The 15,262-nt window shown below is 57.7% G+C and carries 12 protein-coding genes, 1 tRNA gene and 1 pseudogene; 12 read left to right on the forward strand and 2 right to left on the reverse strand.

Annotated features, from left to right (window positions below):
- The first annotated feature begins 57 nt into the window (after window positions 1-57).
- Entirely contained in the window at window positions 58-2,094 is a 2,037-nt protein-coding gene (locus tag GOB93_RS01695) for a transglycosylase SLT domain-containing protein (protein WP_173581798.1), read from the forward strand.
- A 318-nt stretch (window positions 2,095-2,412) separates the two neighbouring features.
- Here the strand turns inward: GOB93_RS01695 and GOB93_RS01700 are convergent.
- Window positions 2,413-2,550 (reverse strand): annotated as a pseudogene (locus tag GOB93_RS01700) (SDR family oxidoreductase); the annotation flags it as partial.
- Window positions 2,551-2,790: 240 nt separating this feature from the next.
- Here GOB93_RS01700 and GOB93_RS01705 point away from each other — a divergent pair.
- The 7 genes from GOB93_RS01705 (at window position 2,791) to GOB93_RS01735 (ending at window position 10,011) form a co-directional block, all read left to right on the forward strand.
- On the forward strand, window positions 2,791-3,522 hold the full coding sequence (locus GOB93_RS01705; RefSeq protein ID WP_338422278.1) for an IclR family transcriptional regulator: 732 nt from the start codon (window positions 2,791-2,793) through the stop codon (window positions 3,520-3,522).
- 111 nt (window positions 3,523-3,633) lie between these two features.
- Window positions 3,634-4,032: a GlcG/HbpS family heme-binding protein gene (locus tag GOB93_RS01710; protein ID WP_173581800.1), complete on the forward strand. Its 399-nt coding sequence runs from the start codon at window positions 3,634-3,636 to the stop codon at window positions 4,030-4,032.
- Between the two features lie 26 nt (window positions 4,033-4,058).
- Window positions 4,059-5,285 (forward strand): MFS transporter, encoded by a 1,227-nt coding sequence (locus GOB93_RS01715; RefSeq protein ID WP_173581801.1) that lies wholly within the window; start codon window positions 4,059-4,061, stop codon window positions 5,283-5,285.
- A gap of 640 nt (window positions 5,286-5,925) precedes the next feature.
- Window positions 5,926-8,718, forward strand: a complete 2,793-nt coding sequence (gene gyrA / locus GOB93_RS01720; protein WP_173581802.1) for a DNA gyrase subunit A — start codon at window positions 5,926-5,928, stop codon at window positions 8,716-8,718.
- Window positions 8,711-9,220, forward strand: a complete 510-nt coding sequence (gene coaD, locus GOB93_RS01725) for a pantetheine-phosphate adenylyltransferase (RefSeq protein WP_173581803.1) — start codon at window positions 8,711-8,713, stop codon at window positions 9,218-9,220. The genes gyrA and coaD overlap by 8 nt, the downstream gene beginning before the upstream one ends.
- A gap of 163 nt (window positions 9,221-9,383) precedes the next feature.
- Window positions 9,384-9,872 (forward strand): peptidylprolyl isomerase, encoded by a 489-nt coding sequence (locus GOB93_RS01730; RefSeq protein ID WP_173581804.1) that lies wholly within the window; start codon window positions 9,384-9,386, stop codon window positions 9,870-9,872.
- Between the two features lie 63 nt (window positions 9,873-9,935).
- A tRNA-Lys gene (locus GOB93_RS01735) sits at window positions 9,936-10,011 on the forward strand.
- Between the two features lie 1,377 nt (window positions 10,012-11,388).
- Here the strand turns inward: GOB93_RS01735 and GOB93_RS01740 are convergent.
- Window positions 11,389-11,559, reverse strand: a complete 171-nt coding sequence (locus GOB93_RS01740) for a hypothetical protein (protein WP_173581805.1) — start codon at window positions 11,557-11,559, stop codon at window positions 11,389-11,391.
- 699 nt (window positions 11,560-12,258) lie between these two features.
- On the opposite strand from GOB93_RS01740, the gene GOB93_RS01745 reads away from it, so the two are divergent.
- The 4 genes from GOB93_RS01745 to GOB93_RS01760 all read left to right on the forward strand — a co-directional run bounded on the left by GOB93_RS01745 (window position 12,259) and on the right by GOB93_RS01760 (window position 15,245).
- Window positions 12,259-12,732 carry a flagellar basal body-associated FliL family protein gene (locus GOB93_RS01745; protein ID WP_173581806.1) on the forward strand — a complete coding sequence of 158 codons (474 nt, stop codon included), beginning with the start codon at window positions 12,259-12,261 and terminating at the stop codon, window positions 12,730-12,732.
- Window positions 12,729-13,859 carry a flagellar motor switch protein FliM gene (fliM, locus tag GOB93_RS01750; RefSeq protein ID WP_173581807.1) on the forward strand — a complete coding sequence of 377 codons (1,131 nt, stop codon included), beginning with the start codon at window positions 12,729-12,731 and terminating at the stop codon, window positions 13,857-13,859. The genes GOB93_RS01745 and fliM overlap by 4 nt, the downstream gene beginning before the upstream one ends.
- A 14-nt stretch (window positions 13,860-13,873) precedes the next feature.
- Entirely contained in the window at window positions 13,874-14,479 is a 606-nt protein-coding gene (locus GOB93_RS01755) for a DUF6468 domain-containing protein (RefSeq protein ID WP_173581808.1), read from the forward strand.
- A gap of 229 nt (window positions 14,480-14,708) precedes the next feature.
- Window positions 14,709-15,245, forward strand: coding sequence for a MotE family protein (locus tag GOB93_RS01760; RefSeq protein WP_242010475.1), 537 nt, complete (start codon window positions 14,709-14,711; stop codon window positions 15,243-15,245).
- Window positions 15,246-15,262: the final 17 nt, after the last annotated feature.

Here is a 15,262-nt window from a genome sequence, read left to right on the forward strand (position 1 = left end):
GCGGTAATTTTAAGAACGCTTGCTTTTTCACGCGGGAACTCCTAGACCCCCGCCACCATGCGAGCCATTGGACAAATATCCCATTCCATAGCCACCAGAGTTTTGCTTGCCGGGGCGGCGCTTCTGACGGGTGCTTCCGTCGCGAGCGCGCGACCTGCTGCTCAGGGCTTCAGTCCGTCGGATGACGGTAATCAGCGGACCGGGAGTGGTTCGAGTGAGCGGTCACTGAATGGCGCGTCTGCCGGTCATGGGCGGCCAGGCGAGGAATTTGCCATGGCCATACCGCGGCTGCCAATGCAGGCTCCTGGCGGGATGCCGGGCGATGATGGCGTTGTAGCCCTCCCGCGGCCGCTGTCGCCGGAAATGGCGACTCTGGTCCGGTCGATTTTTCGTCTTCAGCGGCAGGGAGCGTTCGGCGAAGCGCTGAGCAGCACGACACGGCTGACTGACACGACCCTGCTGGCTGATATCATGGCTGAACGGTTTATCAGCCCCGCTTATCGCCCGACGGCAGGCGAACTGCGGCGCTGGCTTAATACTTGTTCGGATATGGCGGATGCTCCGGCGATTTTCTCTAGGCTGTCCGCCATGTCTGACCGGGGCACCCTGCCGGCGGCGCCCTCCACGGCGATGCTGGGCGGAACCGGAGCCGTAGCTGCTGTCAATGAGCTGACCGGGCATCCGTTCACCCGTAATGCGCTTCTGGACCGAACGGTTCAGGAGCGGGCTGCGACAGGTGTGCGCGGCGCGCAGAGCGCCATGCATCTGATCGCCATCACGCCGGGGATGACAGCGCCTTATGCAGCGCAGCTCGGCGGCGAGGTGGCGCAGACGCTGCTGAGCCTCGGAAACGCGGAAGACGCACTGAATATCGCCCGGGACGCCTTTGCTCGCGGTGAGCGCCGTGTCGGCTTTCCGGCTTATATCGGTGGCCTGGCGGCCTGGGATCTGGCCCGGCGGACCGAAGCGGTCGAACTGTTTGAGACGGCGTCACGCGCGCCTGTTGTAACACCTGAACTGATTTCAGCAGCAGCCTTCTGGGCAGCACGCGGTCATCAGGAGCTGGGCGAGCTGAGTGCGTTCCGGCCCTGGCTGCAGCGGGCTCTGGTGTCCCGGGCGAGTTTTTACGGTCTCTTGGCGCAGCGGATGCTGGACCGGGTGCCGCGTCACGCAGCACAGGACAGTGGCGTTCAGAATGCTGATCTTGAGATGGTGGCGGACACGGCGCCTTCGATGCCGGTTCTGACGGAGATCGACATTGAGGCGGTCGCCGCGACGCCTGTCGGCAACCGGGTGTTTGCCCTGCTGCAGGTGGGTGAGCAGGGGCGGGCAGAGATGGCGTTGCGCCGGTACTGGCCCAGAGTCATGCATGACGCGCCTCTTGCCCGCTCGATGCAGCTTGTTGCCGCAGCCGCAGGTCTGAATGATCTGGCGCTTGAGATGGCGGATTCGATCCAGACGATGGATCAGGCATCGGGGCGACATGGCGAGCAGCTTCCATTGCCGGCGCTGCATCCGCGTCATGGTTTCACGGTCGACCCGGCGCTGGTTTACGCGCTGACACGGCTGGAATCGAATTTCGATCCGCAGGCGGTTTCGGGCGCGGGAGCCCACGGACTGATGCAGATTCAGCCGGTGACCGCCGGGTTTGTGACAGGGCAGGCAGATCGCTTCACAGGGTCCCCTCAGGTCCTGCATGATCCGGGACTGAACCTTGAAATCGGGCAGCGTTATGTCCGGTATCTGGCCCATCTGACCTCCGGTTCGACAGCACAGGATGATCCTGTCCGGACGACGCCTGAGGGTGGTGATCTGATCCGTCTGCTGGCGAGCTATAATGCCGGACCAGGAGCGATTTCACGCTGGGAGGCGGGCAGCGGCGCGTCCTCCGATCCGCTGCTTTATATGGAGCGGCTGCCTAATCCGCAGACCCGGGCATATGTGGCTCAGGCCTTTTCCTATCTGTGGACATATGCGGACCGGCTGAACCTGCCGACGCCGTCTCTGGAGGCGCTGACTCAGGGGCGCTGGCCAGGCTTCCGGGCGGAACTGCAGCTGGCAGCCGCGCGATGGCCTTCGCAGGCGATTCACTGACCAGGATCAGAATCGGTTTGCGACCGACAGAGGATGTTCGCCCTAGCGTAATACTGAATGTCTCTTGGGCTGCGTCTTCTGAAGCTTTGTCCATAACCATGGATTTGACGCCTCCTGATGTACCCGCGCGGTCAGGGGGCAGTTCGCCTTCCGCACGTTTCCCACAGGGATCGCGTTCACTCCTGTCCGGACGGCTGAGGTCAGCGGCATAAACCTGAAGCCAGTCTCAGACGGCGTCCGGAACCCTGTCTCATTTCAGAGCACGAGGGAGCTCTTGCTGAGCGAGACCTTCTCTTCGGATATTTATGACATCGGTGGTTATCCGCTTGAGGTGTCTGTTCCGCCGTCAACGGTAATGGTGGTGGCCCCCGTCACGTAACTTGCGGCGCTGCTGGCGAGAAAGACGATGACGTAAGCGACCTCATCAGGTTCGCCCTGACGGCGAAATGCGGTGCGGTCCGTAAAACGGCGGCCTTTTCCGTCATCGGTTGTCTGGCTTCAGAACAGACGGGCGATCATCATGACTAAATGCCCGGAATGATCTGTCCCTGGTGCGGCAAGTGATAAAAGCCTTAGCCGTACAGGGTTTTTAGCGAAGTGCGCCGCCACGACGGTTATGACCATATGTTCAGCAATGCTGAATTTCCGGATAGTGTCTGTCCGGAAAGCCAGCCCGATGAAGAGAAGGGGAACCGCGTGGGGAAACCGCCAAGACTGATTCAGTCGATTGAGCGATCGGCCGCCATTCTGGAGATCATCGCGCAGGAAGGCGGACGGGCACGGCTGCAGCAGATTGCAGGCATTTCCGGGCTCGGAAAAACGACGGTTCATAATATTCTGCAGACACTGGATCAGCTTGGCTATGTGCAGCGTCGTCCGGGAGATGTGCGGTATTATCTTGGCGGCCGCATTCTCAATCTCGCGCGCATTGCAGGAGACGATAATGCACTGCGGGAACGGATGCGCCCCGCGCTGGAGGCGATTGCCCGTGACAGTGGCTGCATAGTCTGGCTGGCGGTTCCCGGCGGTGATGAGGCGACATATCTCGATATTCTTGACCCCGCTGCTCCGGATGGTCAGATGCCGCGGGTCCATCCCCGTGAAAAACTGGAAGGCTCAGCCGTGGGGCTGGTGTTTCTGGCTTTCGTGCCAGGGCTGGGTAAGCGCGTGCTGAGTACACGGGCCAATGCGCTGGATACCGGTATTCTGGCGCGTATCGAGGCAGTACGTCTGCGGGGCTATGCGCTGGATATTGAAGCGTATCGCCCGGGGTTCAGTGCCGTGGCGGTTCCGTGGCGGGAAAACGGAGAGGTACGTGCGAGTGTCTGCGTGGGCGGTCCGGCTGCGGATTTGCCGCAGCACCGGCTTATCCGCCTGAGCTGGATGATGATGCGTCATGTGGAGCGTGTGACAGTTCCGTTAATGTGAGTGAATGGCGGTTCAGCAATGCTGAACAAATGGAGATTCTGGTCAGCGGCTTATTCCCTGATCCGGTCGGATGATTAATTTGCCACTTTTCCTCGAATGGACGCAGGTATCATGAAGTTATCGACTGCCACTTCCATGCTGGTAGCCGCCCGGGCTGAAGCGGAGAGGCTGGGCGTGAATGTATGCATATCTATTGTGGATGCCGCCGCCTGGCCTGTGGCCTCAATCCGGATGGATGGCGCCCTGCTCGGCGCGATCGACGTCAGTGCGCGGAAAGCGAGGACGTCGGTACTCTTCCAGATGGATAGTGCTGATTTCGGAGCGGTGGGGTGCCCCGGAGGCGAGGCTTACACGCTTGAGAACACCAATGGCGGCCTGACGAGTTTTGGTGGCGGCATTGTTCTGAAATCGGATGACGGAACGGTCCTTGGCGCCGTCGGAGTCTCCGGCGCCAGTGTGGACGGTGACATTGCCATTGGCCGGGCCGCCGCGCGCGCTCTTGCGGTCTGACTTCATCTTTTGCGGATGTTTTCTTTATGACGACAGAAACTGTGCTGCCTGAGGGCGGCGTTCCCCTCCATCAGGGAAGAACGGCCGCTCTTCTGGTCCTGACATTCGGTACATTCGTTGTCGGAACAGGCGAATTTGCCATTATGGGAATGCTGCCTGAATTTGCTTCTTCGCTCGGGCTTTCAGCGGCGGATGCGGGCTATGCCATTACGGCCTATGCGCTCGGGGTCGTGATCGGAGCCCCGCTCATTACCATTCTGGGGGCACGACTGTCGCGCCGCGAGCTTCTGCTGACTCTTCTGTTGCTGTTTTGCTTTGGAAATATCCTGAGCATTGTCATGCCGACGCCGGGACTGGTTGAGGTGGCGCGTTTCATTACCGGGCTGCCGCACGGGGCGCTTTTCGGAATTTCGGCCCTTGTCGCTGCGTCGATGGTGGAACGGTCCCGGCGTGGCTGGGCTGTGGGACGAGTCCTTTCCGGAATTGCAATTTCCACTCTGATCGGCGCGCCCTTTTCAACATTTGCCGCTGATCATTTCGGCTGGCGTATTGCTTACCTGATTATTGCCGTCTTCGGTTTCGTGACCTTTCTTGGGGTATGGCGCTATATACCGGCTGATCAGCCAAATCGCTCCATCTCGCCGCTCAGGGAGGTGACGGCGCTCGGGAACGCGCAGATTCTGCTGACGCTGCTGACCGCGGCAATCGGCTTTGGTGGTATGTTCGCGATTTATACTTATCTCACCAGCGTCCTTGTGAACGTGACGCAGGTTTCAGAGTGGCAGGTCATGATATGCATGATGATCTGGGGGCTGGGTATGCTTGCCGGTGCGAATGGGGGCGCATGGCTGGTGGACCGCAATCTCGATGTTGCGGCAATCCTTGCTCTCGCCGGAAGCGCTGTGGCGATGGTGGCTTTTCCGATGGTTATGCACAGTTATGCCGGTCTGACACTGGATGTTTTCCTGATTCCGGCCTTTGTGAACGGACTTGGACCTGCGCTGCAGACACGGCTGATGGATTTCGCGGGCGATGCGCAGACACTGGCAGCATCACTCAATCATTCGGCATTCAATATCGCCAATGCTCTTGGGGCTTCATTGGGAAGCGTTCTGCTGGCACACCAGTACGGATATGGATCGCTGGGAATGGGTGGCGCACTTCTCTCCGGCGCGGGGCTTGTGGTCTATCTTGTGGCCCTGGTGCTCCTGAAGAGAAGCGGATTCACGGAAGTCCGGGAGCCGATTGTCTGACCGGTAAGCAACAGTGTCTGCCTGCTTCACAAACCCTGACAGGCCACTCGTGACCTGTCAGGGTTTGTTCCGAACCAGATAAGGGCAGGGAGCCCTGCTGATCCCGACTCGCTTAAACGAAATGGGGATGAAGAGCGGCACGCCGACCGGTTTTCTTGCAAAATATGTTTCAGCGAACACCCGTTGCTCAGGAAGACCGCTTCAGACCGGAGGATTCCCGATAGCGGAGCGGCGCTGACGACCGATCTGTCGCTCTCAGTTGACGTCTCATAAGGGCAATCACACGCTATTCGCATGCGAGTGAGGAATCGAAGGCGAGACCTTTGATTTCAACGACAACGAGTTTCAGTCCGGCTTGCGATTCAGCATCGTAGCAAGCGTTGGTAAGTCGGTCGGCATGAGTCTGGCGCACCCTCGCCCTCGCTTCGTTTCAGCGGCTCTCCGATCCTGAGCCGACCGGTCGTCGAAAATTTACGACGAGGTTTATGGTCAGAATGATGCTGCTCAGAGGGCAGGGGCGGCCTTTCCGGCCTCCCGGCTTACCGGAGGGCGGCGCGTGTGCTAGAAGTTCAGGCCTTAGCACTGGCTGTGCCCCGCGGTCCCGCTCCGGGCTGCGCGGCCATGACATGACGGAAAAGCCTTGACCGAGAATCCCGATCTGCCCGCCCCGCCTTCTGACCTCGTTCCGGTAGCGATCGAGGAGGAAATGCGGTCCTCCTACCTTGCCTATGCGATGTCCGTCATCGTCGCCCGCGCGCTGCCGGATGTGCGCGACGGGCTGAAACCGGTGCATCGCCGTATTCTGTATGCAATGCGTGAGAGCGGGTTTACGTCGGACAAACCCTATCGCAAATCGGCCCGCGCGGTCGGTGATGTGATGGGTAAATATCACCCGCACGGTGATTCCTCGATTTATGACGCCATGGTCCGCATGGCCCAGAGCTGGTCGATGCGGGTTAAGCTAATCGACGGACAGGGAAACTTCGGATCGGTCGACGGGGACAGCCCGGCGGCGATGCGTTACACCGAGGCCCGTCTGGCGAAGGCATCCTCTTTTCTGCTGGATGACATTGATCGCGATACGGTCGATTTTCAGCCAAACTACGACGAGAGCGAGGAAGAGCCGCAGGTTCTCCCGGCGGCATTCCCGAACCTGCTGGTCAATGGCGCGACAGGCATCGCCGTCGGCATGGCGACCAATATCCCGACGCACAATCCGGGTGAGGTGATCGACGCCGCGCTGGCGATGATCCGCAACCCGGACATCACCCTTGAAGAGCTGATGACGATCATGCCGGGACCGGATTTCCCGACAGGCGGCATCATTCTGGGCCGGACAGGGATACGCAACGCGTTCGCCACCGGACGCGGTTCGGTGATCATCCGGGCGCGGGCCGAGATCGAGGAGATCCGCAAGGATCGCAAGGCGATCATCATCACCGAAATTCCGTATCAGGTAAACAAGGCGACGCTTCAGGAGAAGATCGCCGAACTGGTTCGGGACAAGAACAGCGACCGGCATATCGAGGGCATCTCGGACATCCGCGACGAGTCCGATCGTTCCGGTATGCGGGTCGTGATCGAGCTGAAACGTGAGGCGACTCCGGAGGTGGTGCTGAACCAGCTCTACCGCTTCACGCAGCTTCAGACCTCCTTCGGCGTGAACATGCTGGCGCTGAATGGCGGCCAGCCGAAGCTGATGGGCCTGATGGAGGTTCTCTCGGCGTTTGTCGCTTTCCGCGAGGAAGTGATCATGCGGCGGGCGCGCTTCGATCTGTCGAAGGCGCGGGATCGCGGACACATCCTGGTCGGTCTGGTGATCGCGGTCGCCAATATCGACGCGGTGATCGCACTGATCCGTGCCGCGCCGGATGCGGCGACGGCGCGTGAATCGCTGATGGCGGCGCAGTGGGATGCCGCTGAGGTCGAACCGCTGCTGGCGCTGATCCATGACGAGGGCAATGTCGTCGTGGATGGCAAGGTGCGTCTGACAGAAGCGCAGGCGCGTGGCATTCTGGAGCTGCGTCTGCAGCGTCTGACCGGTCTGGAGCGGGAGAAGATCCAGAGCGAGTTGTCCGAGGTCGCGGCGAAGATCAATGAACTGCTGGAAATCATCCGCAGTCGCCCGAGACGTCTGGAAGTGATGTGCGAGGAACTGCTGGCGGCGCGGGCCGAGATCGCGACGCCGCGCATGACGGAAATCGCCGATTACGCCGGGGATCAGGACGATGAGAGCCTGATCGAACCGGGGCTGATGGTGGTGACCATCACACGTGACGGCTTCATCAAGCGGACCCCGCTGGAGGTCTTCCGGGCGCAGAATCGCGGCGGCCGCGGACGTACGGCGGCAGGACGGCGCGGAGACGATATCGTCGTCCGGTCGTTCAACGCGCATACGCATCAGTGGGTGCTGTTCTTCTCGTCCGGCGGCAAGGCTTACCGCGAGAAGGTCTGGCGTCTGCCGGAGGCAAGTCCGACGGCGAAGGGGCGCGCTCTGGTCAATCTGCTGCCGGATCTGGGCAGTGATTCGATCACGGCGGTTCTGCCGCTGCCGCAGGATGAGGATCTATGGGAAGCACTGCACCTCGTCTTTGCGACGGCCAGCGGCGGCGTCCGCCGGAATCGTCTGAGCGACTTCCGCAATATCCGGTCGTCCGGCCTGATCGCGATGAAGCTGGACGAAAAGGACAGTCTGATCGGCGTGGCGACCTGCCGCGAGGGGCAGGACGTATTCCTCGCGACGCGGGGTGCGCGCTGCATCCGCTTCCAGATTACGGACGAAATTCTGCGTGTGTTTGCCGGCCGTGATTCGTCCGGCGTGCGCGGTATTCGCCTTGCGGAGGGCGATGAGGTCATCAGCCTGTGCGTCCTGAATCACGTCGATGCGACAGTTGAGGAACGGGCGCTGTATCTCCGCGCGGCAAACGCGAAACGCCGGGCCGGGAACGCGGCTGAGGAAGGCACGGAAGAAAGCTCCGAAGCGGAAGAGATCGTTCTGCCGGAAGGCTCGGATCTGACTCAGGAGCGGTTTGAGGAACTCGAAGCGGCAGAAGAGATTCTGCTGACGGTAAGTGATGCAGGCTACGGACGCCGGTCTTCCGCCTATGATTACCGTGTGTCGGGCCGTGGCGGTCAGGGTATTACGAACATGAATTTCTCGGCCAGCAAAAAGGGTTCGGCGGTCGTGGCGACGCTGCCTGTGCTGGCGGGAACGGATGTGATGCTGGTGACGGATGCCGGACGTTTGATTCGCGTTCCTGTCGATCAGGTGCGAGTCATGTCCCGCCAGGCGAGCGGCGTGACGCTGCTGCGTCTGGACGGGAAAGAGTCGGTGACCAGTGTCTTCCCGGTGCTGGAGGATGATTCGGCCGATGAGGACGATTCTGCCCCGGCGGAGAATACCGGAGAAGACGGTGGGAGTGACGATGCCTGAAGCAGCACGCCGTGTCGGGTTTTACCCGGGGACGTTCGATCCGGTGACCTTTGGTCATATGGACATTATCGAACGGGCGGCGCGGCTGGTGGACCGGCTGGTGATCGGGGTGGCGAAGAATGCGGGGAAAAACCCGCTTCTTTCCGTCGATGAACGGGTGGCGGCGCTTCGGGATGAAGTTCCGGGCCTTGTCGCCCGTACGGGCGCCGAGATCGAGGTGGTCGCATTTGATGAACTGCTGGTGGAAGCGGTGCGCCGGCAGAAAGCGACCCTGATTTTCCGCGGACTGCGGCTTCTGGTGGATTTCGACTATGAAGCGCAGATGCAGGGTGCGAACCGCAAGCTCGCCCCTGAGATTGAGACCGTCTTTCTGATGGCGACCGAACGGACGCAGTTTATCTCCTCGCATATGGTGCGTGAGATTGCGGCCTATGGCGGGAATATCAGTGAGTTCGCACCGGACGGAGCATGCCGGCGCGTCGTGGCGCGGTTTGCCCGCTGATCTTTCTGACTTTGTAATTCGGTCTGTGGTGACGTAAGCCTCCTTTCCGGGCCTGCCCGTTCTGTCCTGCGCGGTCTCCGCGCCGGTGACGGGTGGAATGGCCGGTGCCGTTCTCCTGATGCGAGTCCGGGTACCGGATTGCATGAAGTGATTGGATAACGACATGGCTGATACTGACAAAAACGATCTGCTGAATATGGATCTGGCGTCGGGACGCGTGGTGATTCGCCTGCGTCCGGACCTGGCGCCTCTGGCGGCTGAGCGTCTGCGGACGCTGGCTGCAGAAGGGTTCTACGACAATACGCCGTTCCACCGGGTGATCTCCGGCTTCATGGCGCAGGGCGGCGATCCTACGGGAACAGGCACGGGCGGCAGCAAGCTTCCGGATCTGAAGGCGGAATTCACGCGTGCTGCGAAGTTCGAGCGTGGCACAATTGGCATGGCGCGGACGATGAATCCGGACAGCGCGAACAGCCAGTTCTTCATCATGTTCGAACCGTCGCCACACCTTGATGGTCAGTACACCATTGCCGGTGAAGTCATCGAAGGCATGGATCTCGTTGACAAAATCAAGCGCGGCTCCGGCAGCGGCGGAATGGTGCAGGACCCGGACCGGATCGTGAAAATGCGCCCGGCTTCCGCTGAAGCCTGATTAATTTTTGCAATGGTGACGGTTGACAGGATCGGCCGTCACCTTTACCCGATGGCTCGCAGTGAGCCGGTAGCTCAGCTGGTAGAGCATTCGACTTTTAATCGAATGGTCGAGGGTTCGAGTCCCTCCCGGCTCACCAAAAAAATCCATGATACGGCAGATACTCACCGTTACGGTGAGCTTATTAAAGCCAGACTGGAATTTCATTTTCTTCCGATCACTGTGGTCGTTCTGTTATCGTGAAAATATGAGTGGTTTGTGACCGAATGGAATCGTCAGTTTCCTTTGGTGTCTCATATCCGATGAAGGCTGCAATCTGATGTATTGCGTAGCTGACCCAGGACGGGACGTTGGGCGACTGTTTCTTCGGTCTCCGCTGTAACAATCGCAGGGTCTGACTCACATGCCGCAGATGTCCAGCATGTGTTTCTGGCTGCTTATGTCTGACTTAAGGGTTTCCGTAAGGCTCATAAGCTTCAATGGACGTCTTATACGACGTTCTTCGGCGCTTTCTCTCCTGACACCTCGCAGAAGCCGTAGCCTGGATCGTAATACGCAGGCACATCCCTCCCCGGTTATTTTATCCCGTCGCCAGGCAAGAGCGCATCATCTGCGCGCAGCCTGTCATCACGAACGGAAGGGGCCGTGAACGTGGCGGAATATAGCGCCGGATGGCCGACGACAGACATGTGACGATGCTGTCCATGGAACATCCGCTTATCAGACAGTGGCCGTGAGTATTAACGGATTAATTTTCATGAATTAGATCGGCAATGTTAACTTATTATCAATAAATAAGAAGTTATAGTTTTTACGGAAGACACTTCACCATTACAGAAAGAAAATTATCTTCTCTGTATTTCGGTTTCAGAGTAAATGCACATGAATAAAATCATTATTCTGCTTCAGAAAATATTCAGAACATCCGGAAGCATGGACAGGCCGGAAGATTACAGGCTTGGTCGCCTGTGGGACGCGGGGTGGACCGCATGTAACGAGGGACATAAACAATCCTCTGCTTCGTTTCTCATTGGAGATGAAAAAAGCGCCTGGCTCGCAGGCTGGCGAGCATCCGAAAACATGTTCATGATCTGCTGGTAGGGTTCACGCGTATAAGCTTCCTGGCGACTTTGCCCGCCAGGGAAAGCGGAACGGGCAGCAGTCATATGCAATCTCTGCCAGACGGCAGGCATCTGCTCCGGCTGATCCGCCCTGTTCAAACGATGAGTCATTCTTTTTTGTAGAAATCCGGAGAATATAGATATCAGTCCCGGAAGCCGGCTACCGGCGAAATGATAATTGATTTGTCCGGATTCTGAATGATGTAAACTTACCCTGTGCATCCTGATGTTTCAGTGTAACGAGCTGATTTCATCGATATTCTTATCATAAGTTAAAGTTAATCAGGAAATCCGCACGAATAATGGTTGTGCGGTTCTGTCTGATAAATTGCATGACTGCCGTTTCTATGGTTTTCTACAGACAGATCAGGCGAGATTACTGCGGTGGTTATTAATCAGGAACGAATATCAGTCGTGTAGCCACGCGGCTTGCTATCCAGGCGACGTTCAGATCGGAGTTGTCGCGTCGAATAGTTTTTGTTTTCGCCATCCGGCGTACTGAACGCGATCAATGGCCGGAACATCGAAGCTGGTGGTGATGTTGCCAGATAAGATGCTGATGGCATGGCACATTGATGCTCCGGAACATACCTGAACAGGTTGCGCAAATGTTACTTCAGATAATTCGATGGAATCGTCACTTCCGTTGCGGTCTCCGGGGTGATTATTTTGTCGAAGGCCATTGTTTCTGTGCAGCCCATATAGAGCCGTGATCTTCAGTTCAGATTTAACCAGTAATGCATCTTATTTTAACGTATATTCCCCCGACGATCTTCTTTGAAAAGTCAGAATCTTAATTATTATATAATGAGTTATCCGCGACGTTATCTTCATCTGTCTTTGCAGAAACAGATGTCCGGATGGGAATGGCAATCGTATCAGTCACATTGCCACTTACCTGCAATACCTGCTGTTCCTCTGTTTGCTGATGTTCCACTACGTGGAATGGGGCTGAGTGACGAGCCGGTCTGGCTATGGCAGGCACTCACACACAGTCGTTACTCTCCAGCCTTCCTGCTTTTTCGTCGTAAGCCACAACGTCTGCATTTCTTCCGATGATACCGGGCGTATCCTGACACAACCGTTTCCTGTCAGGATTTTGCTCTCCGATTTATCTGATTATTAACCTGCCTATTTTAACATCCTGAAGATGCTGCAGAGGTGATTTTTCCGCAAATTTACGCGGAAACGTGCCGGTTCTGGAGCCTGAATACCGATTCCCGGTTTGTGGTCCGGTGAATGATGCTGCGCAGTTCGGAGTGTGGATGGCGGAAGAAGCTGAATCGGACGGCGCGCCTGCGCCGTCTGCCGGGAAGAAAAAAAAGCTCGTGCCTCTCGTGGGCGCTGTCATTGGCGTGCTGGCGCTTGGCGGCGGCGGCTGGTTCTATAAGCAGCATAAACCAAAGGTTGTGAAGCCGAAGACGGAACAGGTGCAGCAGGAGCCGTTCCTCGTTGACATCCCGACTGTTATTTCAAATCTTGACAGCTCTTCCGGTCGCCCCGTGTTTGTAAAAATTACCGCCAGGCTTCAGGTCGCCGGTGCCCAGCCGTCTCAGGTTCAGGCACAGATTCCTGAAATCCAGAATATTTTTCAGACCTATCTTCATGAAAGTACGCAGACCGATCTGAGTGGTAACGGTATTTACAGGTTGCGGGAGGCAATGCTGGACCGGATTGCAGTTCAGCTCGCCCCGATTGAGGTGAGGGATCTCCTGTTCACGGAGTTCCTGATCCAATGAGTGAGGCTCAGGGCAGTCTGAATGGCGCTATTCCGCGGCCAGGACCAACGGCGTCCCTTCGTGATCTGGAGAATGCGGATTTTGACGGGCGCAGTCCAGGCCCAGTTGCGGGCGATATGGATACGACAGAGGACGAGCATGTCCTCGATCAGGCTGAGATCGACAGTATTCTCGGCAACGCGTTTATGTCCGGCGATCTTGAGGAGAGTACGAGCGGGCTTGAAAGGATTATCGGCTCGGGGCTGGTAACGTATGAGCGCCTGCCCATGCTGGAGGTGGTGTTTGACCGCCTGATGCGAATTGTCTCGACAACTCTTCGTAATTTTACGAACGATAATGTTGACGTGTCGATAGACGGCATCAGTTCGATGCGGTTTGGTGATTATCTCAATTCAGCACCGGCGTCCTGTATTTTTGCGGTCTTTAAAGCCGAAGAATGGGAAAATTACGGGCTGATGGTCGTTGACTCGGCTCTGACCTACTCAATGGTCGATGTCCTTCTCGGTGGCGCGCGTAATCCGCGCCCTCTGAATGTCGAAGGCCGGCTGCACACCACAATTGAACGGTCCCTGATTGAAAAGATGGTGCGTCTGGTTCTGGCCGATCTGAGTATCGGTTTTGATCCCATCTGCGCAGTGAATTTCAGATTTGAGCGCCTGGAGATCAGCTCCCGGTTTGCTGCGATCTGCCGCGCCTCGAATGCGGTATTTCTGGCCCGGATGCGTGTCGAAATGGATGATCGGGGCGGCAACATTGATGTTCTGCTCCCGTACGCGACGCTTGAACCCGTGAGGGATCTGCTCCTGCAGCAGTTCATGGGCGAGAAATTTGGCAGGGATTCGATCTGGGAGACGCATCTTGCTGAGAAGCTGCGCGACACCGACGTGCAGCTGGAAGCTGTTCTCGGAGAACAGACAATGAAGCTTTCCGAGATTGTGGATCTGAAGCCAGGCTCGGTCATCGTTCTCGAACACCAGCTTGAGCAGCCTGTCAGCCTGCGCTGCGGACAGATTGAAATGTTTACCGGCAAGGTCGGGCGAAAGAAAGAAAATATGGCCATCCGGATCGAGGAAGACCTGATGGCTGTGCGTCAGCTTATTGGGACGCCTGAGGGATTGTACTCGTAGGGTGGAGATATTTCATGACGACGTTTGAATATTGTATGGAATTTATTCTCTGTATTCTCCTTATCGCAGGAATTTTTTATAGTATTTATCTTGGTCGTGCGCTGGCTGTCCTGCGTCGTGACCGACGCGAACTGGCTGATCTGGTGGCGAAACTGGATGAGAGCGGGCGCCGGGCTGAAGACGGAGTGGAGAAACTGCAGACGGCGGGAGATGTCAGCGGTCGCGCGCTCGGACGGATGATCGATCAGTCCCGCATGCTGCACAGCGAACTTGAGGCGCTGTCCGAACGGGCGGATTCGATTGCAGGACGGCTGGATGGGCTGGTTCGTCAGAGCAACCGGCAGATGCCGAAAGCAAGAACGGGGTCTGCAGAGAGTGTTCAGATGCCGGCTGATCACGAGACCGTGCCGCCATTCGAGGGCATAACTCCTTCCTGGAGCGGTAACGCAGATGCTGCGATGCTGCCAGTCAGTTCAGAAAAACCGGCCAGCCCAAAGTTCACCGGCGTCCAGTCGCCCGGTACGCAGGAATCCATTCCTTCTCTTCGGCCTTATGAACAGCGCTCCCGGCAACGCACGGCGGCGGAACAGGACCTGATCCGGGCATTACGGATGGGATGATATGATGCGGAAAATTTCGTTTCCACGCATTTTTCAGCTGTCCGCATGTCTAATGGGCGGTGTGTTCTGTCTTAAGGCGTATCTGCTGACGAGTTCTCTCCTGCTTGCGAATACGCCGGAAGGGGCTGCAGTGCAGGCACCAGAAACAGGCCCCGCGACCGGTAAGGGCGGAAGTGCCGGACACGATAGCACTTCACAGCCTGCTCAGTCTGGTCAGAGTAATGCTAAAATGCCTGACAAGAAGGCGACTGCAGATAAGGGGGCGAATCCATGTGCTGACGGGACGACATGTGTGGGGCAGGTCAGTAAACCTGAACTGGATGTCGATCACAGGGCCGACGCGGCACGACAGGCGATTCTGGCGGATCTGGCAGGACGGACGCATGAACTCGATCAGGAGTCCCGCAGACTGGAAGACATGAAGCGGACGATTGAGGCATCACAAGCCGTTCTGGATGGACGGTTGCAGAAATATTCGCAGGAACAGTCGAATATCATGGCGGCCTCAAGGCAGCAGAAGCAGCTCAGCGACGCGGATATCGATCGTCTGGTAAAAATATACGAGTCCATGGCGCCCCGGGATGCAGCTTCTATTTTCAATGTACTGGATTTCCAGGTTGTGGTGCCGGTCATGACGAAAATGAATCCGCGCAAGGCATCAGCGATTCTGGCGGGCATGACGCCTGAGCGTGCAATGATGGCGACGCAGCTTCTGGCTGGAGTTCCCCGGAAAGGAGGGGTGGTGCGGGCAGGCACAAACGGTTAAATTTATTCACTTTTCGT

It is taken from the genome of Acetobacter musti (genome assembly GCF_011516835.1).
GTDB lineage: Bacteria > Pseudomonadota > Alphaproteobacteria > Acetobacterales > Acetobacteraceae > Acetobacter > Acetobacter musti.